The following is a 21,547-nucleotide window of genomic DNA, read 5'->3' on the forward strand; positions in this document are numbered from 1 at the left end:
TTAAGCTTCCTTCTGGTTTGGTGTTTTGCACAAGCGGTCAAGGATGATTGCGACTAATACAATCGCTAATCCAGCTTCAAAACCTTGTGAGATGTTCACTGTGTTCAATGCACGAACAACAGGTTTACCAAGTCCGTCAGCACCGACAAGAGCGGCGATAACCACCATCGAAAGCGACAACATAATACATTGGGTTACACCCGCCATGATGCTTGGTAGAGCCGCCGGTAATTCGACCTTCATCAGCAATTTCATGCGGCTGGCACCAAACGCTTTACCCGCTTCAATCAACTCTTCAGGCACTTTAGTGACGCCTAAGTAGGTTAAACGAATCGGTGCAGCTATCGCGAAAATAATGGTAGAGATTAAGCCAGGAACAATACCCAAGCCGAATAGAACCAGAGTTGGAATCAGATAAACGAAAGTTGGGACTGTCTGCATCAAATCAAGGATTGGACGCAAAACTGTATAGAGCCAAGGACGGTGAGCAGCCATGATGCCAACCGGTACGCCAATTAATACGGAAATCGTTGTCGCCGCAAAGACGAGAACAAAGGTTTCCAGCATTTCTTGCCAATAGCCGAGGTTAAGAATAGTCAGCAGTGCTGCGACCACAAAGATCACCAGCGAAGGTTTACGGTGTAAGTACCATGCAATCGCAGCAGTCATAACGATTGGCAGTGCAGGCGGCATCCACTTAAATACATCGACTAAAAACATAATGACGGTTTCTAGAAAAATCGAAATAGCGTCAAAGAATCCTGCTGCATTGATTGTTAGCCAATCAACACCCGCTTCCATCCATTGTCCGACAGGGATTTTGTTTTCCGTAATAAAATTCACAATATTGCCTTTTATTATGGGTGGGCTACTTCAAACCAATCGATAAATTGGCAAGCCCACCTTTATTATTTATGTAGCTGTTGAGATAGGTAGAACTAAGCTTTAACTTGCTTTAGGTATTCAGTAACGGCTTGAGTCGCTGATTCACCTTTATGCGTTTTTACGTTGTCTAACCAAGCTTCAACTTGTTGAGGGTTCTTGTTCAACCATTGTTGAGCTGCTTTTTCTGGCTTCACTTTTTGGTTAAGAATCTCTTCCATCAACTGGTTTTCCATCTCTAGAGTGAATTCTAGGTTTTGTAGAAGTTGACCGACGTTTGCACATTCAGACAGGTAGTTTGAACGAACATTGGTGTAAACATTTGCTCCGCCGTAGTTCGGGCCGAAGAAGTCGTCACCACCTGATAGATATTCCATCTCAACATTGCTGTTCATTGGGTGCGGTGCCCAACCAAGGTAAACAATCCATTGGCTACGACGTGCTGCACGTGATACTTGAGACACCATGCCCGCTTCACTTGATTCCACTAGACTGAAATCTTTCAAGCCAAACGCGTCAGAATCAATCATTGATTGGATTAAGCGGTTACCGTCGTTACCCGGCTCGATGCCGTAGATGCGGTCTTTAAATTTGTCGGCGTGTTTTGCTAGGTCTGCGAAGCTTTTTACGCCAGAGTCGTACACATATTTTGGTACAGCTAGCGTGTATTTTGCGCCTTCAAGGTTGGCACGCACGGTTTCAACCGTGCCCGCTTCACGGTACTTAGCAATATCGCCTTCCATGGTTGGCATCCAGTTACCTAGGAATACATCAATATCGCCGTTCGCCATTGAAGAGTAAGTCACCGGTACTGAAAGTAGGTCGGTTTTGGTTTTGTAACCAAGGCCTTTTAATAGTTCAGAAGTAACGGCGGTTGTTGCGGTAATGTCAGTCCAGCCTACATCAGCGAAGCGAACGTTTTCACATTGCTGTGGTTCAATAGAAGCGTTAGCACCAAATGAAAATGAACTAATGGCTAGTGCTGTTAACGTTTTCGTGGTCATGTTCTGAATATTTAGAGTCGTCATAATGGTTCCTTTTTATCTTTCCTTTTTCTGCTCGATATCAACACCGATAGAGAGCAGTTCTTCTGACTTTTGACTAATTTTTGTTGTTACTTTTTGCTTTTTCTATTTTTGAACTACTTTCTATTTTTGAACTAATAACAGAGGCTTACGCTTCTCTTACTGGTTTATTTATTCTTTGCTTCTCTTGCCACTCAGGTGCAATCCACACTGGAACGTCCTTCGCTTTGAGCATCGGCTTACCTAAAATCAAATCGGAAGCACGCTCAGCAACCATAATGGTCGGGGCGTTCAAATTGCCGTTTGGAATGGTTGGGAAAACCGATGAGTCGACAACACGTAAATTATCGACACCGCGAACGCGACACTCTTCATCAAGCACTGCCATTGGATCATCATCTGAACCCATTTTGCAGCCACATGAAGGGTGATAAGCACTTTCAACGTTCTGCTTAACCCATTCATCAATTGCTTCATCGGAAGTAATATTTAGACCCGGCTGAATCTCTTTTCCTCGATACACATCCATCGCAGGTTGAGACAAAATCTCACGCGTCAGACGAATACAATCGCGCCAATCTTGGCGGTCTTGCGCAGTCGAGATGTAGTTGAAAATGATCTCTGGCTTGGCATGTGGATCAGCAGAAGTGATCGCAACCGTACCGCGACTTTCTGGCTTGTTAGGCCCAACGTGTACTTGGAAACCGTGACCATCAAAGGCCGCTTGTCCGTCGTAACGCATCGCGGCTGGCAGGAAGTGATATTGAATATTCGGCCACTTCAATCCTTTGCGAGAACGAATGAACGCGCACGATTCAAAGTGGTTAGTAGCACCAAGGCCTTTGCGAGTTAGAATCCATTCCGCGCCAATCATGCCCTTGCTGAACAAACCAAGCTTGCTGTTGAGCGTGATGGGTTCGTTGCAGTGATATTGGAAGTACACTTCTAAGTGATCTTGAAGGTTTTCACCGACACCGCTCAGTTCGTGTTTAACTTCAACACCGGCCTTTTCAAGCACGGCTTTCGGGCCAATACCAGAAAGCTGCAGCAGTTGAACAGAACCGATAGAACCCGCAGAAGAGATCACTTCTTTGTTCGCCACAGCCACCTGGGTATTGCCTGACTTTTCAAACTCGACACCAACCGCTTTCAAGCCCGATTGGCCATTTGAGTCTTGTGCTTCAAGTAGGAAACGACGCGCCACGATGCCTTTCTTTAAGGTCAGGTTTGAACGCTTCAATGCACGGCGTAGATAAGCGTTAGAGGTTGAGGCTCTAACACCCTTGTCTACCGTCATGTGCATGGTGCCGAAGCCTTCTTGCTGGTAGCCGTTATAATCGTTGGTTTCTGGATAACCGGCGTCTTTACCTGCATCGATGAACGCTTGGTAAAGCGGGTTGAGCTCCATATCGTTACCGTTACAAGTGCCGACAGGGCCATTGTCGCCACGGTATTCATCACCGCCTTTGTTCCATGATTCAGCACGGCGGAAATAAGGTAAGCATGCTTGGTAGTTCCAACCCGCTGCGCCCTCTTCTTCCCATTGGTCAAAATCACACGCGTGGCCACGAACATAAACCATGCCGTTAATTGATGAGCTGCCGCCTAACACTTTGCCACGTGGGCAGTGCAGTTCGCGTCCATCAAGGCCCGGTTCTTGCTCTGTTTCAAATTGCCAAGCGTACTTTTCAGTATTCATTGGGTAAGAAAGCGCGGTTGGCATTTGGATAAAAATACTCTTATCCGTGCCACCAGCTTCCAGTAATAAAACGCTATGTTCACCGCTTTCCGTTAGCCTATCCGCTAACACACAGCCGGCCGAACCCGCGCCGACGATAATATAATCGTAGCGTTGTTCCATGTTTTGATTTCCCTGAGATGAGTCAGTAGGGCTAGCTCTGTTAAGCTAACCCATAAAATTGAGTGTTACGCGTTAGGCATAAGGGCTGGCGTAGTCGCCAAGTTCAATAAGAATGCTCTTAGTCTGCGTATAGTGAAGTAGAGTTTCTGGTCCATTTTCACGGCCAATACCCGAAAGCTTGTAACCCCCAACTGGCATTTCTGCTGGTGAGTCACCCCACGTATTAACCCAACAAATACCCGCCTGCATTTGGTGAATAACACGGTGCGCACGAGAAAGGTTTTGCGTGAACACACCAGCCGCAAGGCCGTATTTGGTGTCGTTTGCACGGCGAATCACATCGTCTTCGTCCGAAAACTTCAACACTGACATCACAGGGCCGAAGATCTCTTGTTGAACGTGAGGCATGTTGTCTTCGCAATCCACAAACACGGTTGGGATAACAAAGTTGCCGTTTTCGAGGCCGTTATCTGTCACTTGATAGCCGCCCGTCAGCAGGGTTGCACCCGACTGTTTTGCTAGCTCAATTGCTTCAAGGACTTTTGAAAGGTGTTCTTTAGAAATCAACGCGCCGATCTGAGTCTCCATGTCCATTGGGTTACCAATGATCAGCTTCTCAGTGCGTGTTTTAAGTTGATCGATGAATGCGTTGTAGATATTTTTGTGTACATAAACACGGGTACCGTTAGTACACACTTCGCCTTGAGTGTAGAAGTTTGCGACCATCGAAGCCGAAACTGCATCATCCAATTTCGCATCATCAAACACGATCATTGGTGACTTGCCGCCAAGTTCCATGGTGACTGATTTCAGTGTCTTAGCGCTATCCGACATTACCGCTTTACCGGTACCGGTTTCACCTGTGAACGACACTTTCGCGATATCTGGGTGCGCCGTTAGCATTTGACCTACTCGGTAATCGCCCTGAACCACGTTAAACACGCCATCAGGAAGACCAGCTTCAGTAAAGATCTCTGCAAGCTTTAGAGCTGTGAGCGGCGTCTCTTCTGAAGGCTTGAAAATCATCGCATTACCCGCAGCGAGTGCTGGAGCCGATTTCCACATCGCAATTTGGATAGGGTAGTTCCACGCGCCGATGCCCGCACAGATACCTAGCGGTTCGCGGCGTGTGTAGAAAAATTGAGATTCACTCAGCGGCTGTTGGTCGCCTTGTAGCGTTGGAGCCAAGCCAGCAAAGTATTCAATAACATCAGCGCCAGACGCCACGTCCACTTCAATTGCTTCTTGCAGCGGCTTGCCCGTATCAACAACCTCAAGGTTTGCAAGGTCATCATTTCGAGCTCTAAGTATTTCCACTGCCTTCAACAGAATGCGGCTGCGTTCCACAGCGGTCATTGCAGACCATACCGCAAACCCGCGTTTCGCAGATTCAATAGCACTGTCGACATCTGCTGAAGATGCTTGGCCTAAGGTCGCGATAGGTTCACCGTTGGCAGGGTTAATGCTATCAAAGGTTTCACCAGAGGTTGCTTTAACCGCTGCGCCATCGATGTATAACGAGTTCATTTCCATTTGAGATTCTGACTTAATTATTGTTATTAGACTCTACTGGTCTATATGTGAGTATTGGGTGCGAATAGTGGTCGTTCTAGCTCTTGCTCTGCTCTAGGTCTAGGTCTAGGTCTAGGTCTAACGCTACCACTGCGATCTATTTGCTGTGACACGAGTAGAACGTAAGTTGTTTATCTAGATAATCATTGATAATAGCACGCGCCTTTTGAGCATCGATACCATCTGGGTTTAGTGTGCCTCTCAGCCATAAACCATCAATCAGAGACGCAATCCCGTGAGCAACGAGATCCGCTTGTTCATGATTCAAAATACCTTTCAACTCAAGACGTAAGTGTGAAATCAAACGTTTTTCATTCACACGCTGCAGTCTTTTCAGCTGCTCGTCATGCATTGAATATGACCAAAATGCCAACCACGCCTTCGCGACCTTATTTTCTGCTTGGTAACCTTCGAAGTTACCATCGATGATCGCGTTGATTCTCTGTTGGTGAGCATCAACAGGAAGTGCTTTTAGTGACGTGGTGATGGTATTAGAAAGTTGGCGAAGGATTTCACGCATGGTCTCTTCGAGCAGCCCATGCTTCCCGCCAAAATAGTGATTAATAATGCCAGTGGAGACTCCCGCTTCTTTGCTGATCAACGCAATACTCGCGGCATGCAAACCCACTCGATCAATCACCGTCATGGTGGCTTGAACAAGCTGTGGTTTACGTATATCAGGCATCCCAACCTTCGGCATTTCTCAGTCCTTTTATTTTATATTGAACGTTCAGTTAAATATAAAATGACAGAAATTTAGTTAGGGTTCAAATGATTATTTAAAACAAACTCGTAACAATACAGCATTCAAAACAACAAAAATCATTATGAAACAACAGCTTAAATATCATTTAGAGCACTAACGAAAACAATTAAAGATTTGAGGTGTGATAGTTATTGGTCAAATGTTTTTGCTTAGAAAGTTCAAGAATCAATCAGTGAGAGTCCTTGTAGAAACTTTTTGGGGAGGGAGTGGAAAGTAAGTATCAAGGAATTTTCATACTGAAATTTAAGACAAGGAAATCCACAATCAACACAGGTAACGAATCAAAAAATGAACAAAAAAGGTTGGTGACAACAACGTCATCACCAACCTTATCAAGTCGTTTCTTATGTTATTACGAGCCTAAGCTACTCAATGCGTGTGATGAAACCGTATTTATCTGACTCAGCCTTAGTCACCCAGTGTTCGCCAGAAGCCGGAGCAGAATCTAAAGTGAAGATATAGAAATCGATTCCTGTATCTCCCATTACCTTTTTAAAGTAGGTCGCTTGCTTGCGATGACTTTCGTTCGTGTATGGGAAATCTTTGGCTGTTTTATCATCCTCAGCCCAACTATGCACACCAACCTGTTTATTAAGCTCAATAGCTTTGGAGGTATCTGCTCGTTGCAAAACTCGTGGGTTACCCGCAGCGAAAAGATCCGTGCCGCCAGAGAACACCGAGCCCGTAGGCGTTACGATCGTCGTCATGTTGTTACTGTGGATCATGCGCCCGGTGTACATATTGATATCATCGTCAGCGCTGCCACCAATATGGTTGGTAAACTTCAACGTCATCTCACTGCCTTGATACAATTTCACGACATCAAAAAGCTGAGAATAGGTTGATGCGCCTAGAGTGGAAGTAATGCGATCAACAGCGCCAGTCTCGTTGAGCACATCACGGTAAAAAGCGTTGAAAGCAAACGAGGTGGTTATCGTTACCTTGTTCCCACTTTTAGTGTTACTCAGAATGGTAGACCCAAGGCTAGTCACGTATTGAACCAGTTCATTGTGATACTCAAGCTCGACGGGCTTATGAGTATTCGTCGTCGTGTTAATTAACGTGGTGTCATTGCCGATTGAGCGTTGAGCCGCACCACAATCAAACACGTCCAAACCCTTGCTCTCTGTGTAGATACCGCAGCTATCAAATCCTGCATCAGGGAGGTACAGATCCACACTTTGACCTAAACTATCCGCAAGCCTAACCACTTTTTGCTTATCACTAATATCTTCCGCAAACAGAACGATTTCATACTGCACACCGTTGTAATCAAGTTTTATGGATTCTTGGACCTCTTGTCGCTCTTTATACAACTCACCCAGTTTCGCTGATGAAAATACGTAATCTGCTTGAGGTTTTGCTTGCACTTTGGTGGCAGCTTTACCTGAGTTAGAGCTTGAATTACAGCCCGCTAACAGAATCAAAGGTAACGCCAGTAATGCATTTCTATAGTCGTTCATACCGTTATTCCCAAAATGTTTGATGAGAAAATTCTATTGTTTAGTGCTGAATTTATCTGTCGTGGAAATGTATGAGAATGTCGAGCCTATTTGAACGATGTTTTTTATTTTCCTATAAATGCCAATTCATCATTGAACTAACTTATAAAGTGTTTAATCATTCGCTTTAGGTATTTGGCGAAGCATCTGAACTTATATGCAATAGCGTATAATCGTAATGGTTCATCACGACGAAGACTCGCTCACCTAATCTCAATAAGTGAAACGCACGACAAGGCTGATAATGGAATGACAAAACCTAAAATGATCATCGTGGAAGACGATTTGAAACTTCAGAAAATGTTGCAGGACTACTTCGTCGCGCAAGATTTTGATGTCACGGTGTTGGACGATGGCAGTGATGCCGCACACACCATCCTCACGGAGCAACCTGACATCGTACTGCTGGATTTGATGCTTCCTGTAACTGATGGACTTACAATCTGCCGACAGACGCGTACGCACTATAAAGGTAAAATCTTGATGCTCACTGCTAGCGATGACGACTTTGACCACGTCGCTGGTTTAGAGACAGGGGCTGATGACTATGTCACCAAGCCAATCAAACCAAGAGTTCTGCTGGCCAGAGTTCGTTCGCTATTACGCCGCCAAGACACCAATACCGCTTCAGTCGATGACTCAGACACCCTTCAGTTCGATCAACTCGTTCTGAAAAACACTTATAAGAAGTGTGAACTTTATGGTGCGGTTTTATCACTCACTGACAGCGAGTTTGACCTACTTTGGTTATTGGCAAGCAACCCAGACACGCCGTTATCTCGTGACTACTTGACGCAAACATTGCGCGGGATTGAGTACGACGGAATAGACCGGACGATTGACAACAAGGTTGTACGTCTAAGGAAGATTTTGGGCGACGACCACACACCAGCAGAGAAAATTCAGACCATTCGCGGTAAAGGCTACTTATTTGTTTCGACCGCCTGGCGTTAACCTCGCTCAATACGAGCGTAATAGAGAGAGCGATTATGCGACGTATCTTTTTGGAGTCCCTATTAGGGCTGTTAGTTTGCTTCATGGCCGGCCTTGTCGCCTACGAGATTAGCGTCTATCAGCTCAATACCGACTACGAATATGTACTGGAAGATTACGAAGCGACTGCCCACCAGCAATTGATCGAAAATATCGCTAAAAATCAGGGTCTTGAAGCTGCTCATCAAGCGATAAACCAATTTGTAGAAACCACACGAAATAAACTGGTTACGTTCAGCCCAGACGATGAAATACCAGGCCCCGTTTCAGAGTTCTTCAGTACCAATCCGAATACCTTTATCTTTCACGATGATGAGCGTGACCTATGGTTTCGCTTAGCAAGCAGCGACAATACCTATCACTACCTTCCCAACAGTGAAGCGTTCGTTAGGCAAAAAATTGAGTTGGAGGATGACCTCATTTGGTTGTTCTTTTTAGCGAGCTTTATCTTATATGGCTTGTGTCATCTATTTATTATCTTCCGCCGAGTCAAAAAGCTTGAGTCTGCCACTCTGCGTTTTGCTGAAGGGGATCTCTCCACACGAGCCGAGACTTCAAGCGGTGTTGCGATTGGTTCACTGAACAAATCCTTCAACCTGATGGCCGACAGAATTCATCGCTTAGTTGAAAGTAATCGCTCACTCACTAATGCTGTCGCTCATGAACTGCGTACGCCAATATTCCGTATTCAGTGGCAAGCTGAAATGTTGAAAGACACTCAGCTAAACGAAGAGCAGGAGCGTACGATAGAGAGTATTGTCGAAGACACTGAAGAGATGGAAAAGATGGTCGATGAACTATTGTATTACGCCAAACTCGATAGCACTGACCTAGAGAACTTAAAAAAGCCATTAGAGATTCGAGACTTTCTCGACCACGCAATGACGCGTTGGAGTAAAGACACTCAACTCAACATCGACCTTTCACTACCAGCGCAACCTAGCTCAATACTTGCGGATGAAACACTACTCAACCGAGCACTAGATAACCTCGTGCGTAACGCAATGAAGTTCGCACGCTCGCAAGTGTCGATAGAAGCAAGCGTGCACCAAGATCAACTGAAAATTGCGGTACATGACGATGGTGATGGAGTTGCAGAGGAGCACCGAGCACATCTGTTCGATCCCTTTTATGTTGGCGACAAAGCGCGTAACAAAGCCAAGAGTGGCCATGGTTTAGGGTTGTCTATCGTCGAGAAGATCTGTGCTCAACACAACGCAACCGTGGAAGTGGGTCAGAGCCAAGCCTTAAAAGGTGCAGTATTCACCATAACCATTCAGCTATGTAATGATTCAGCTGACAAACCCATACAGTAACGACAAAACACCTCTGGAATAATGTTCAACATCGGTCGGGAGATGCAGTCTCCCATGAACTTATTAAATCTAGATAATCATGCCACTGTCTTTGTGCCTTGCCATCTAGGTTCCAATCATTCTTAAGGTGTTTATATGAAAAAGTTATTAGTTGTTTTAGGTATTGTTTCTCTAGCAGGTTGTTCAGGTATCAGCCACAACGAAGAAGTTTACACAGCGCACGCTGAAAGCTTCAACATCGTAGGTTTCCAAGTTCCTGGTAACACACAAGATCGTGCAATGGAATTGGTACCTGAAGGCGCGACGGTTGAGACTATTCGCTCTACAAACTCTGACACAAGCTCTGTTCTGGGTATCATCAACCGTATTATCGGTATCGACTACGTTCAAGTTGGCGGTAAGAAGCAGTAATTAGCTATCGTTGCATACTTAAGTTACTCGCCTTAAATCGTAGCCTGTACAAACTAAGCTCATCTAAGCCAGTGACCTCGTCGCTGGCTTTTTTCATCCAACCGGTTTTGTGCTCTGTGCCAAACAAGTGCCCGATTCCCCTTCCCTCTTTTAACTAACAATTCGAAAAATAAGCCGAAAAGTCTTCGATTTCTTATCAAAATTGCCCCTAAATTCGCTAAATGGCCTTCTGTTTAAAGTGACACTTTCAAATCGTTGATCCTTCTATCAACCCAGAATCCGTTAATTGAGGCACAGATCAATTTACTCGAAAGTCTTAATTTCCAAGAGAAATAAACACTTAATAAAAGTGTCACGATTTTATAAATAAAACATATAGGTGCGTTCAAAAATAAACAGAAATGATAACTATCTGTAAATACGAGAAATATAAGTTTCATGAATAAAAGAGATCATTGCCATGCTACTAATTAATCAGATCGAATAATGTAAATTCGTTGTGATTAATTTGTTACGTTTTCTTGGATTTTACATGGAAAGAGAAAACAACAATGAAAATAAGAAAACGTTTAGTTGCCGTTGCTATAGCCAGTGCTATGTCTTTGTCAGTGCATGCAAGTGAATCCGTTCAAATCGATCAACCGATCAACTTTACTAGCTTCTCTGGGTTAAACGCTCAGTTAGGAGTCAGTAACGCCTCTAGCTTCAAGATGGTGAAAGAAGTAAACCTGAAAAAGCGTGGTATCTATAAAGTTAAGATCCAGCAGAACATCTGGGGAACACCGGTATGGGGACATTACCTAAATGCCACCCAAAGTGTCCAAGGTGGCGCACTTAAGTCCGTTCAAGGTCGCTACCTTAAAACAACGACCTTAGAGCGATCTTTTGTTAAGCCATCAATCAACAGCGCTCAAGCGGTTGAACTCGCAAGTAAAGATCTAAAGACTCAAGGCTTAACCAGCAAATCTCTAGACAACGTTCAACATCAGCTATTTATCTATCAAGGCTCTGTGAAGCAAGGCATCGGACAACAAAGCGTAGATAAAACACGACTAGTGTACGTTGTCTCTTACCTAGTAGAAGGCAGTGAACAGCCGACTCGACCGTTCACCATGCTAGACGCGCACACAGGCGAAGTCATCGACCGCTGGGAAGGTATTGCCCATGCTCAGATCGGTACTGGCCCTGGCGGCAACGAAAAAACCGGCATGTACGAATACGGCACCGACTACCACTACCTTGATGTTCAAGAAGTGGGCACAGAGTGTGTAATGGAGTCTGAAAATGTCGTTACCGTTGACCTTAATGGCGCGACCGACGGCGACACCACTTACAGCTATGAATGTCCTCGTAACGAATATAAAGCCGTGAACGGCGCATTCTCACCACTCAACGATGCCCATTACTTTGGCAACATCGTGTTCGATATGTATAAAAACTGGTTCGACACAGCGCCACTCTCCTTCAAGCTCATGATGCGTGTTCACTACGGTGAAAACTACGAGAATGCATTTTGGGACGGCAGAGCCATGACCTTTGGTGATGGGGAGAGCTTCTTTTACCCGCTTGTTAGCCTAGATGTATCAGCCCATGAAGTGAGCCACGGTTTCACTGAGCAAAACTCAGGTTTGATCTACGCAAACCAATCGGGCGGTATGAACGAAGCATTCTCGGACATGGCCGGTGAAGCCGCAGAATACTATATGAAAGGCACCAACGACTGGATGGTCGGACGCAATATCTTTAAAGGCGAAGGTGCGCTGCGTTACATGGACGATCCATCACGCGATGGCTCTTCAATCAACAACGCATCCGAGTACTACGATGGCTTAAACGTGCACTACAGCTCTGGCGTGTTCAACAAGGCGTTCTACCATCTTGCAACCACACAAGGTTGGGACACCAAAAAAGCGTTCGAACTGTTCGTGCTAGCCAACCAGATCTACTGGTCTGAAAACAGTGACTTTTGGCAGGGCGCCTGTGGCGTGAAAAACTCAGCAACCGACCTTGGCTACAGTGCCGATGATGTTGTTTCTGCGTTTAACTTAGTGGGTGTATCACCGTGTGGCGAACCACCACTTCCACCAGAACCGGAATATCAACGCCTTGAAAACGGTGTTGAAGCCGCAGTTGCTGGTGAAACAGGCTCAAAAACTTACTTCGATATCGAAGTACCAGAAGGCCAAGACAAGCTAACGATTGATCTTGCTGTGTCTACTGGTGATCCGGATATGTATGTTGGTCTAGATTATGCGCCAAGCTCTCAAGAGAATATCTGTAAGAGTGAAAGCGTAACCGATGAAGTATGTGTAATTGAAAACCCAACAGCTGGTCGCTACACGGTGAACATTCTGGGTTACTCAGATTACGCAGGTGCAAATCTGAAAGCATCGTACGAATCAGGCAATGCTAACGTACCGCCAGTTTCTTCTTTCGAACACACGGTCGTAGGCAAAGAAGTAGAGCTGCGTAGCACAAGTTCGGACAGCGATGGCCAGATCGTCTCTTACCAATGGAACCTAGGCGATGGCAACACGCAAACCGGTGAAGTGACTCGTTATACCTACGCTGAAGCTGGCGACTACGTGGTGACTCTAACCGTGACTGACGATGCAGGCGTTGCAACATCAACCAGCAAGTCGATCACGATTGAAGGTGACTCAGCAGAAGGCTTCCCGCTAAAACTGAAGTTTGGTAACAAAAACCCGAATGGCAAAGCTCGCGTTAAGCTGGCATGGGATTACGACACCAATGACTACTTCGTGATTAAGCGTAATGGCAAGAATGTTGGTGCTACAGACTTTAACTCATACGTCGACAAGTTCCGTCACAACGGCACAATAGATGTTGAGTACCAAGTATGTACCTCAAGCGATATCTGTTCAGAAACCAAGCACTACCGTTTCATTAAAACACAGTAATCAATAGCAAATTCAGGGCTCCGAAAGGGGCCCTTTTCGCGGTTAACTGTTCAGCAAATGAAACATCTACACAAATACATCCACGTATTACACAAAAATCACCCCCATCAACATAACAATACTCACCATAAAAAGGACGACAAATGGCTATTCAAAAAAGCATGCTAGCTTTGGCTGTACTCGGAGGTTCTTTAGCCTTAATCAACAGTACTTCGGCTTACGCATCACTAGGCATCACACCACCAGCGAACGAAGAAGTTTGGATCACCACCGATGCTGACGCACAGCATATAATGACTCAGCATGGCGCAACGGTTTATCCAAGCGTGACTGGAAACAAGCATTCCATCGTCGCGAAAATCAACCAGAAAGAGCTGGCGAAACTATCCAGCCACATGCACGAAGAAACTCACCGTTGTGGTGGCTACATGGTGCACGAAGACAAAGCAAGTGCTCTCAAAGCGGCGGCTATGCCATTGACAATGAGCAGCTTCGAAAAGCCAGTTATCAGCCATCAAGACACAGTGAACGACCTACTCGCTCAGGTCGAGCCGAACAACATGGTCACGACCATCGAAAATCTAACCAACTTCACCAACCGTTTTTATACTACTTCTACTGGTGTCGCGGCTTCAGATTGGCTTTTAGAACGTTGGGAGACGGAAATTAAAGATGTGCCTTATGCGTCTGCACGCCAGATCACGCATGCCGAATATCCGCAAAAATCCGTTGAAGTGACACTGCTTGGCGCTAAATATCCTGAAGAGATCGTCGTTGTTGGTGGGCACCTTGATTCGACCGTTGGATCTTGGACAAGCGAAGGCACCATCTCACCCGGAGCCGATGATGATGCGTCTGGTATTGCGACCGTAACTGAGTCGCTTCGCCTGATGATCGCCAGTGGCATTCAGCCAGACAAGACCATTAAGTTCTATGGTTATGCTGCAGAAGAAGTCGGGCTACGCGGCTCACAAGATGTCGCCAACGCTTTAAGAGATGAGCAAGCCAACGTTGTATCGGTATTGCAATTAGACATGACCAACTACAACGGTTCAGCGCACGATATCACCTTCATCACGGACTACACCGACAGCAACCTCACCGCCTATTTAAGCGAGCTGATCGACACTTACGCGAGCGACATCAGTTACGGTTTCGATGATTGTGGCTATGCCTGTTCTGACCACGCCTCTTGGCACAATGTTGGCTACCCAGCTGCCATGCCATTCGAAAGCATGTTCAATGATTACAACCCAAGTATTCACACTGAGCACGACACGCTTGAGAACTCCGATCCTACGGCGACACACGCGACCAAGTTCGCCAAACTAGCCATTGCTTACCTTGTCGAAACCAGCCTTGATTCACCCGTTGCAGGCCCTAAAGAGCTGCAAAATGGCGTGCCTGTTAAAGGACTTACTGCAGGATATGGTGAAGAGCAGTTCTTCACATTTACGACTCAAAGTGCAGGTCAGTTAACGGTAACATTAACCGGCCCTCGAAGTGGCGATGCCGACTTATATGTGAAACACAACGGCACCGTATCGAAAGCGAACTACGACTGCCGCCCATACCAGAACAGCAGCAACGAACAGTGTGTATTGAACAAGCCAGCGGGTGAATTCAGCATCATGGTGCGCGGTTACCGTAACTTTAGTGATGTCACCATCGTCGCTAACTTCGTTCCTGATTGGCTTTAAGGTTGGTTAATTGACTAACAATTAAACCTAGCAAACACGGCTAAAACTAAAAATCCGCAAGCCCACGATCATAAATAGATTTGAGCTTGCGGATTTTTTATTGTCTTCGGAGAGCATCTCAACTTAATAACCTTTAGTTATCATCAAGCCGTCTTTTTCATTACCTTGCCACAGATGTACTCACCAATCGGCATTGCAGAGGTCGCAGCCGGTGATGGCGCGTTACATACATGTAAGCTTCTTGGGCTTTCGGCAAACAGGAAATCATGGACCAAGGTGCCATCCTTCAGTACCGCTTGAGCACGAATCCCAGCAGGATAAGGCTTAAAATCATCAACCGTAATACTCGGGCAGTATTTGTTCACTAGCTTTAGATATCCCGGTTTCCACCACGAGTTCTTAAACTCGACCAAACCCGTTTTCAAGTGATTCGCAGTCACTTTCCAAAAACCCGCAAAGCTCAGCATCTGCCAAGTGTCCTTGAAGCTAAAGTTAAGCTTGCCATAACCTTCTCGCTTCCAGCCTTGAACTGCATTTGGCCCTACTGTTACGGAGCCATCAATCATGCGTGTTAAATGCACGCCCAAGAAAGGCAGTTCTGGGTCAGGGATCGGATAGATAAGATGATTCACCACTTGGTTGTGCTTAGCGTCTAACTGATAATACTCACCGCGATAAGGCACGATTTGGAAGTCGGTTTCGATGTCTAACATCTTGGTCATTCTATCGGCCATCAAGCCAGAACACGTGATCAAGAATCGACTGTTCAGTTGAAGAGTCTGACCATCTACTTTGCACGTTAACTGCACTTCATCTTCTTGCTCATCGGCCATGATCACTTCCGTACCAAGGCTAAGCTTACCACCCGCCTCAACAAACTCTTGAGCCATAACTTCGGTGACTTTTTTGTAGTCGACGATACTGGTGGTTTTGACATAAATCGCACCCAAACCCGTGATATTTGGCTCGGCAAGTTTGAGCTGAGCTTGATCCAACAAATCAACATCAATATCGTTATCGTGGCAACGCTGATAGAGCGCATTCATTCGCTCCACTTCTTGCTCATTGGTCGCGACCAACAACTTACCGCAGTTTTCGACGGGGATATCGTGTTGGCTACAAAAGGCGATGGTGCGCTCTACGCCGCGTTTACAAAAATCCGCCTTTAAACTGCCCGGAGCGTAGTAAACACCAGCATGAATCACCCCGCTATTATGGCCAGTTTGGTGCTGCGCGAAACCACGTTCCTTCTCGACTAAAAGGATACTTTTATCAGGGTGAGCTTGCTGTAATTGCCAAGCCGTAGACACGCCAACAATGCCGCCACCAACGATAATATAGTCGTATGTTGAGTTCATAATATTCCTACATTCAATCCTTTTAATTATAGGGAAGACGCGACAGTGTTAGACCCGGTTTGAGGTAACTTTTTTTCCTCACTTTCTGATTCCATTTTCACTTGATTAGCATCGTATTTACGACCGCTGTAGATAAAGATGCCAACAAAAATGGCAACACATACCAAACGGATCACGACTGAAACATCAGGCCATACTAGAGCTATACCTACCGCAACCAACACTACTCGAGTAATAATATTAACTTCGCTCTCTAGATAACCTTCAATCGCCGCGATAAACGCGTAAGTACCAATAACAGCAAAGCCACCCGTGACTAACACGGAGATCACATCCCAACTTACCAAGTTAGTGTAGGCAATCAACAATGGTACTAAATACAAGCCTTTGGCTATCTTCCATGCCATTAATCCCGTTCTCATCGGGGGTGTTTTAGCAATGGTTGCAGCCGCAAATGCAGTTAAACAAACAGGCGGAGTCACGTTGCTGTCTTGCGATAGCCAGAAAATGATCAAGTGGGCAGAAAGCAGTGCAAGGCTGATCGCTTCTAAGCCAAGGCTCTGTTCAAGCAGAGTTTCCACAAAATCAGCAGGGACTAACGCAATCATCTCTTTGGCTGTTTCAAGTGCCATTGGCGCGTTCAGCAAATCAAGCTTATCTGGCGCAGCCAACATGAAGATAGCTTTCGCCTGTTCCGGTAACTGTCCCGAAACCAACAGGTCGAGCAACTGACTTTCAGCAATCAGTTTATACAAAGCTGGTGCAGACAGAGTACCCAACACGATATAAGCCGCGGTTACTGGTAACCCCATGCCCAGAATCAAAGACGCCAGTGCAATTAAGGCGATCATCACCAACAAATCGCCGTTCGCCCAGCTGTTGATCATCAACGAGAAGGTGTTACCAATACCAGTCGTGCTGATCACGTTGATCACCAGACCAATGCCCACTAGCAACACAGCCGTGGTCGCCATGTTTTTTGCGCCTTGAGACAAAGCTTCAATGATCGCTTTCGGTCCCATTTTGTGATTTTTAGAGAACCATGATGCCACCACCACAGAAAGAATCGAAATACCCGCAGCGTAAGTCGGCGTAAAGCCTTGAACGAGCAAAGTCACTAACACGGCCAATGGGATCAGGTTGTGCCAACCCGACAGCAATACCTTTAACAAAGGTTCACAGCCAGAGGTCACCTTTTGTACACCACTACGCTTCGCTTCAATACGCACGAAAAAGGCCACAGACAAAAAGTAGATAAGCGCAGGAACAAAAGAAACCGCAATAATATCGACATAAGGGATCTGCGTGTAAGAGGCCATGATGAACGCGCCCGCACCCATCACAGGTGGCATCAGCTGCCCGCCAGTAGATGCAGCCGCTTCAACACCTGCCGCGAAACGCGAAGGGAAACCAGCCTTTTGCATCAAGGGAATACTGATCACGCCCGTCGATACTGTGTTTGCTACGCTCGACCCGGAGACAGAGCCCATCAAGCCGGAGCCAATAACGGCAATGAAACCAGGGCCACCAATCACTTTGCCCGCCGCGGCACGGGATACATCAATAATGTAGTCGCCGACACCAGATCGAACTAAAAATGCGCCAAATAGGATGAACATGAACACGAAGGTCCAACTGATTCTTGAGATCGAACCAAACATCCCTTCTGATGAATAAAAGCTTCGATAAAGTAACGTCTCAAGGCTTAAACCCGGAAAATGAAAAATACCGCTGGTCCATTGTCCCCAAAGTACTACATAACTTAAACACACTAAGATAAGCACTGGAATGAACCAGCCCATAGTGCGTCTAATCAGCTCAATGACGATGGCAATCGCCAAGATAGAGAAAAACCAATCACTGGCGATAAATTTTACGCCTCGGTCATACAACGCATCTTCGGCAAAGGGAATATAGATAAGGCAAGCTAAAGCAGCCAAGGCAATCCCAATATCGATAGCTAATGCTATTTTGCTTTTTTTAAGCGAGACATGGGCGGGATACCAAAGTGCACAAATGATCGCAAAGCCAGCGAAGTGGGTCGCCGAGATCCAAAGCTCAGGCAAGGTAGATAAGGTGTTAAACCAAATGTGTAACAACGAGAGGAGCACTCCCATTGTCGTTATTGCTTTGCCCACCCACGGAAAATCCGTTCGGGTCGGCAGTTCAAATTTTTTCAGTTCCTGCTGCAGCGAATCGCTCATAGAAAACTCCTGCTCTCCGCAGCAAACACGAAGAGAAAATCCATAAAGTGAGGAGGTGCACGAACACATTCTTGAGCGAACGTGCACCAAGTAATTAAGTCACGAAGGGGTTAGTTGATGACAAACAGCTAGTTCGCGACAAATCATTAGCTCACGAACCAATAGTTACCTGACAAAAGATAAGCTAGTTAACGATCAACTCAGAAGGGATCTCGATGCCCATCTCTCGATAATAACGTGCAGCGCCTGGGTGAAGAGGAACAGGCAGACCTGCGATCCCTTTCTCAAGTGCCATTGCTTTGGTTGCTTTATGGATACCTTGTAGGAAAGGTAGGTTTTCATAGATAGCTTTGGTCAGTTGATACACATCTTCTTCAGAAATGTCTTCACGAACCGCTAGGAAGTTAGGTTGGGCAATCGTAGTAATTGGTTTATCGACACCTGGATAAGTGTTTGCTGGGATCTCATACTTGGTCCAAATATTGTAATCACCATTCGCTTGTTTGATTTGTGCATCGGTAAACGACAAGATTTGAATATCTTCACCCAGTGCTGCAAAGGCTTGCGTCACCGCACCAACAGGAACACCAGCAGGCGTGTTCATACCATCAATTGTGCCATTTTGTAATGCGCTCGCACTGCCACCGTAACCCATAAAGGCGAGTTTAAATTGTTCTGGGTCCACGGATAAGCCTTGCATGATTTGACGACCTGAGTTTTCAGTCCCAGAGTTCTTCTTACCGATAGAGAATTTCTTACCGTTTAGGTTCTCTAGATCGCTTACCGTACCTGTTTTTGCTAGATCTGAACGCACAATAAAGTGTTCTACGTTTTGCCATAACATGGAAACTGAACGCAGTTGAGTTTGTCTGCCAGATTTCTCATATGGCCCTAAACCCTGCCAAGCCCAAGCACCATACAAACCTTGTAGAATAGCGAACTGAGCTTCGTTCTCGTTCAACAACTTTACGTTCTCACCCGAGCCCGCAGAGCTGATAGCCGCCAAAGAAAAGTGCTGCTTTGGCGCAAGCTTAACTTTACTCAATGTCGCTAAAGCCACACCCACTGGATAGTAAGTACCACCCGTTGAGGCCGTCGCTAAAATGTAGCTGCGGTCTTCTTGAGCTGAGGCATTGCTGATAAGGCCAATAGAGGCCATTGCGATTGCTAAAGTTTTAACTAGCTTGTTGTATTTCATTATTACTCTCCATGTAGAGTTATTCACGTTATATTTTTGTTAACAACAATTGCTAGATAGCAAGCACAATGCCAATTTTCAACTATCTGTTTTTATTGGCTTTTATTTAAAAACCCACCTAAAGTAAGCCATTTTTTGCTTATTTGACTACGAATCAATGAGCTATTTTTTGCTTATCCCAAACCGCGAATAACATCGGTTTAAAGGTAGCCAAGTCACACTGTGTTACATTTGCGTGATCAATGTTTATAAAATGATAAATATCTGATAAGCCATTTTTTGCTCATTGATTCCAGACAACACTTCTAATCTCATCATCACTTACGAATCGACATAATCGCTTCGGTTCAACGCATAACGCACCATCTTTTGGTTCAATGTTCGACGGGGTAAATCCAAATCTTGCATCACATCATTGATGCGCCCTTGATAACGCACTAGCGCATCATGAATCACTTTCCGTTCAAAGCTCTGCACTTGAACCGCCAAAGGGATGCCTGCGGTTGTGGACTCTGTGACAGAATTGGGGCGACACGCCAAGATATCGCCCACTGTTAAGCTTTCATCCAACGCAAAACGAATCGCAACATTGCGCAATTCACGCACATTGCCCGGCCACGCATACGACAACAAGGCATAGCGATCGGCCTCACTGGCAACTCGGGTTTCACTGTTCGCTTCTTGAGTGAAGTGTTCGAAAAGAATCAAAGCATCGTCTTCTCGTTCACTAAGGGGAGGTAAATGCAGTTGGGCAACGTTCAAACGATAGAAAAGGTCTTGGCGAAAATCGGGGTGATTCAGTAGATCGCTTTTCGAGGCAGAGACCACTCGCAGATCAACATGTTGTTGCTGATTACCACCCACGCGTTCGACGACATTATCTTGCAAGGTGCGCAGCACTTTGACCTGCATCGACAGCGGCATACTTTCTATTTCATCAAGGAACACTGTGCCTTTGTCGGCAAATTCCAGCTTACCAATGCGTCGTTTGGCCGCACCAGTAAACGCTCCGGCTTCGTGTCCAAACAGCTCGCTTTCAAAGAGATTTTCTGGGATTGCGCCACAGTTAAGCGGTACAAACGGATGGGTTTTACGCAGGCTAAACTCATGCAAACAAGAAGCGACCAGCTCTTTACCGCAGCCAGTTTCACCATAAATGATCACATTGGTATCAATCGAGGCGACTTTTTGTATTTGCTCTCGCAATTCACACATCACTTTGCTGCGACCAATCAGCACCTGTTCAATGCCCTTCAGGTTATCCAGATAGTTCTGACGACTGTTTCTGTCTTGGCCACTTTGATGTTTGTCGACCGCTTCAGATACTGTTTGAGAGAGGCGCTCAGGGTCGAATGGCTTTTCAATGAAATCATACGCGCCTTGCTGTAACGCTTTCACGGCCATATCGACATCGCCATGCCCCGTAATCAAGATGACAGGCACCTCAGGTACTAACTGCTTAAATCGCGCAAGCAACTCAACGCCGTCTATATCAGGTAAACGAACGTCGGTGATGATGGTTTGGAAGTCACCCTGCTCTACCGCGTTTAACGCATCTTGCCCAACCTCAAATGCGGTGACATCGAAGCCCGCTAATTGTAACCACTGGCTGGTTGCTTGACGCACAATTGCATCATCTTCAATCAAAGCTATACGCTGCATAGTTTGGTTCCGCCGCTTACATCTAAATAATGTCGCCCACGGTATGTAAAAAACCCGCAGACGAAAAGGAGCTAGCTCCCACTTTGAATAACACTCCTTTAACAGTTTTATAATGTTTGTTAGCTTCAACTTGTCTCACTCTCCATTCGCTTAAAAAGCAAACAGAAACCTTGTCA

Annotated in this window: 15 protein-coding genes; 5 read left to right on the forward strand and 10 right to left on the reverse strand. The window is 45.8% G+C overall.

What is annotated here, in order from left to right; translation table 11 throughout:
- The 6 genes from choW to AB4558_RS09510 all read right to left on the reverse strand — a co-directional run bounded on the left by choW (position 1) and on the right by AB4558_RS09510 (position 7,569).
- Complete coding sequence (choW, locus tag AB4558_RS09485; RefSeq protein WP_009845976.1) at positions 1-843, reverse strand: choline ABC transporter permease subunit; 843 nt, start codon at positions 841-843, stop codon at positions 1-3.
- A 95-nt stretch (positions 844-938) separates the two neighbouring features.
- Complete coding sequence (locus AB4558_RS09490) at positions 939-1,910, reverse strand: choline ABC transporter substrate-binding protein (protein ID WP_102562655.1); 972 nt, start codon at positions 1,908-1,910, stop codon at positions 939-941.
- Positions 1,911-2,055: 145 nt separating this feature from the next.
- Positions 2,056-3,768, reverse strand: a complete 1,713-nt coding sequence (gene betA / locus AB4558_RS09495; RefSeq protein ID WP_372073352.1) for a choline dehydrogenase — start codon at positions 3,766-3,768, stop codon at positions 2,056-2,058.
- Between the two features lie 72 nt (positions 3,769-3,840).
- On the reverse strand, positions 3,841-5,301 hold the full coding sequence (betB, locus tag AB4558_RS09500) for a betaine-aldehyde dehydrogenase (protein WP_372073354.1): 1,461 nt from the start codon (positions 5,299-5,301) through the stop codon (positions 3,841-3,843).
- A 136-nt stretch (positions 5,302-5,437) separates the two neighbouring features.
- Positions 5,438-6,040 carry a transcriptional regulator BetI gene (gene betI / locus AB4558_RS09505; protein WP_004732441.1) on the reverse strand — a complete coding sequence of 201 codons (603 nt, stop codon included), beginning with the start codon at positions 6,038-6,040 and terminating at the stop codon, positions 5,438-5,440.
- A gap of 431 nt (positions 6,041-6,471) precedes the next feature.
- Positions 6,472-7,569 carry an alpha/beta hydrolase gene (locus AB4558_RS09510; protein ID WP_372073357.1) on the reverse strand — a complete coding sequence of 366 codons (1,098 nt, stop codon included), beginning with the start codon at positions 7,567-7,569 and terminating at the stop codon, positions 6,472-6,474.
- Positions 7,570-7,857: 288 nt separating this feature from the next.
- On the opposite strand from AB4558_RS09510, the gene AB4558_RS09515 reads away from it, so the two are divergent.
- The 5 genes from AB4558_RS09515 (at position 7,858) to AB4558_RS09535 (ending at position 14,949) form a co-directional block, all read left to right on the forward strand.
- The gene (locus tag AB4558_RS09515; protein WP_017065179.1) at positions 7,858-8,562 is read left to right on the forward strand and encodes a response regulator; all 705 of its coding nucleotides are present in this window, start codon (positions 7,858-7,860) and stop codon (positions 8,560-8,562) included.
- Positions 8,563-8,597: 35 nt separating this feature from the next.
- Complete coding sequence (locus AB4558_RS09520) at positions 8,598-9,917, forward strand: sensor histidine kinase (RefSeq protein ID WP_372073359.1); 1,320 nt, start codon at positions 8,598-8,600, stop codon at positions 9,915-9,917.
- A 135-nt stretch (positions 9,918-10,052) separates the two neighbouring features.
- Entirely contained in the window at positions 10,053-10,328 is a 276-nt protein-coding gene (locus AB4558_RS09525; RefSeq protein WP_017632032.1) for a hypothetical protein, read from the forward strand.
- A gap of 551 nt (positions 10,329-10,879) precedes the next feature.
- Complete coding sequence (locus AB4558_RS09530; protein ID WP_372073361.1) at positions 10,880-13,249, forward strand: M4 family metallopeptidase; 2,370 nt, start codon at positions 10,880-10,882, stop codon at positions 13,247-13,249.
- Positions 13,250-13,392: 143 nt separating this feature from the next.
- Complete coding sequence (locus AB4558_RS09535; protein ID WP_372073363.1) at positions 13,393-14,949, forward strand: M28 family metallopeptidase; 1,557 nt, start codon at positions 13,393-13,395, stop codon at positions 14,947-14,949.
- Positions 14,950-15,092: 143 nt separating this feature from the next.
- On the opposite strand, the gene lhgO is transcribed toward AB4558_RS09535, so the two are convergent.
- The 4 genes from lhgO to AB4558_RS09555 form a co-directional block, all read right to left on the reverse strand.
- Positions 15,093-16,307 carry an L-2-hydroxyglutarate oxidase gene (gene lhgO, locus AB4558_RS09540; protein ID WP_372073365.1) on the reverse strand — a complete coding sequence of 405 codons (1,215 nt, stop codon included), beginning with the start codon at positions 16,305-16,307 and terminating at the stop codon, positions 15,093-15,095.
- 26 nt (positions 16,308-16,333) lie between these two features.
- Positions 16,334-18,511 (reverse strand): TRAP transporter permease, encoded by a 2,178-nt coding sequence (locus tag AB4558_RS09545; protein WP_372073367.1) that lies wholly within the window; start codon positions 18,509-18,511, stop codon positions 16,334-16,336.
- A gap of 184 nt (positions 18,512-18,695) precedes the next feature.
- On the reverse strand, positions 18,696-19,709 hold the full coding sequence (locus tag AB4558_RS09550) for a TAXI family TRAP transporter solute-binding subunit (protein ID WP_372073369.1): 1,014 nt from the start codon (positions 19,707-19,709) through the stop codon (positions 18,696-18,698).
- A 321-nt stretch (positions 19,710-20,030) separates the two neighbouring features.
- Positions 20,031-21,371 (reverse strand): sigma-54 dependent transcriptional regulator, encoded by a 1,341-nt coding sequence (locus tag AB4558_RS09555; protein WP_017088795.1) that lies wholly within the window; start codon positions 21,369-21,371, stop codon positions 20,031-20,033.
- Between the last annotated feature and the right edge of the window lie 176 nt (positions 21,372-21,547).

The organism is Vibrio sp. 10N.222.51.C5, from assembly GCF_041474575.1.
GTDB classification, from domain to species: domain Bacteria; phylum Pseudomonadota; class Gammaproteobacteria; order Enterobacterales; family Vibrionaceae; genus Vibrio; species Vibrio crassostreae_C.

Bases quoted from the DNA above. Each gene is read 5' to 3' on its own strand.
- AB4558_RS09490 (WP_102562655.1), bottom strand. From the start codon at position 1,910: ATGACGACTCTAAATATTCAGAACATGACCACGAAAACGTTAACAGCA.
- betA (WP_372073352.1), bottom strand. From the start codon at position 3,768: ATGGAACAACGCTACGATTATATTATCGTCGGCGCGGGTTCGGCCGGC.
- betB (WP_372073354.1), bottom strand. From the start codon at position 5,301: ATGGAAATGAACTCGTTATACATCGATGGCGCAGCGGTTAAAGCAACC.
- betI (WP_004732441.1), bottom strand. From the start codon at position 6,040: ATGCCGAAGGTTGGGATGCCTGATATACGTAAACCACAGCTTGTTCAA.
- AB4558_RS09510 (WP_372073357.1), bottom strand. From the start codon at position 7,569: ATGAACGACTATAGAAATGCATTACTGGCGTTACCTTTGATTCTGTTA.
- AB4558_RS09515 (WP_017065179.1), top strand. From the start codon at position 7,858: ATGACAAAACCTAAAATGATCATCGTGGAAGACGATTTGAAACTTCAG.
- AB4558_RS09520 (WP_372073359.1), top strand. From the start codon at position 8,598: ATGCGACGTATCTTTTTGGAGTCCCTATTAGGGCTGTTAGTTTGCTTC.
- AB4558_RS09525 (WP_017632032.1), top strand. From the start codon at position 10,053: ATGAAAAAGTTATTAGTTGTTTTAGGTATTGTTTCTCTAGCAGGTTGT.
- AB4558_RS09530 (WP_372073361.1), top strand. From the start codon at position 10,880: ATGAAAATAAGAAAACGTTTAGTTGCCGTTGCTATAGCCAGTGCTATG.
- AB4558_RS09535 (WP_372073363.1), top strand. From the start codon at position 13,393: ATGGCTATTCAAAAAAGCATGCTAGCTTTGGCTGTACTCGGAGGTTCT.
- lhgO (WP_372073365.1), bottom strand. From the start codon at position 16,307: ATGAACTCAACATACGACTATATTATCGTTGGTGGCGGCATTGTTGGC.
- AB4558_RS09545 (WP_372073367.1), bottom strand. From the start codon at position 18,511: ATGAGCGATTCGCTGCAGCAGGAACTGAAAAAATTTGAACTGCCGACC.
- AB4558_RS09550 (WP_372073369.1), bottom strand. From the start codon at position 19,709: ATGAAATACAACAAGCTAGTTAAAACTTTAGCAATCGCAATGGCCTCT.
- AB4558_RS09555 (WP_017088795.1), bottom strand. From the start codon at position 21,371: ATGCAGCGTATAGCTTTGATTGAAGATGATGCAATTGTGCGTCAAGCA.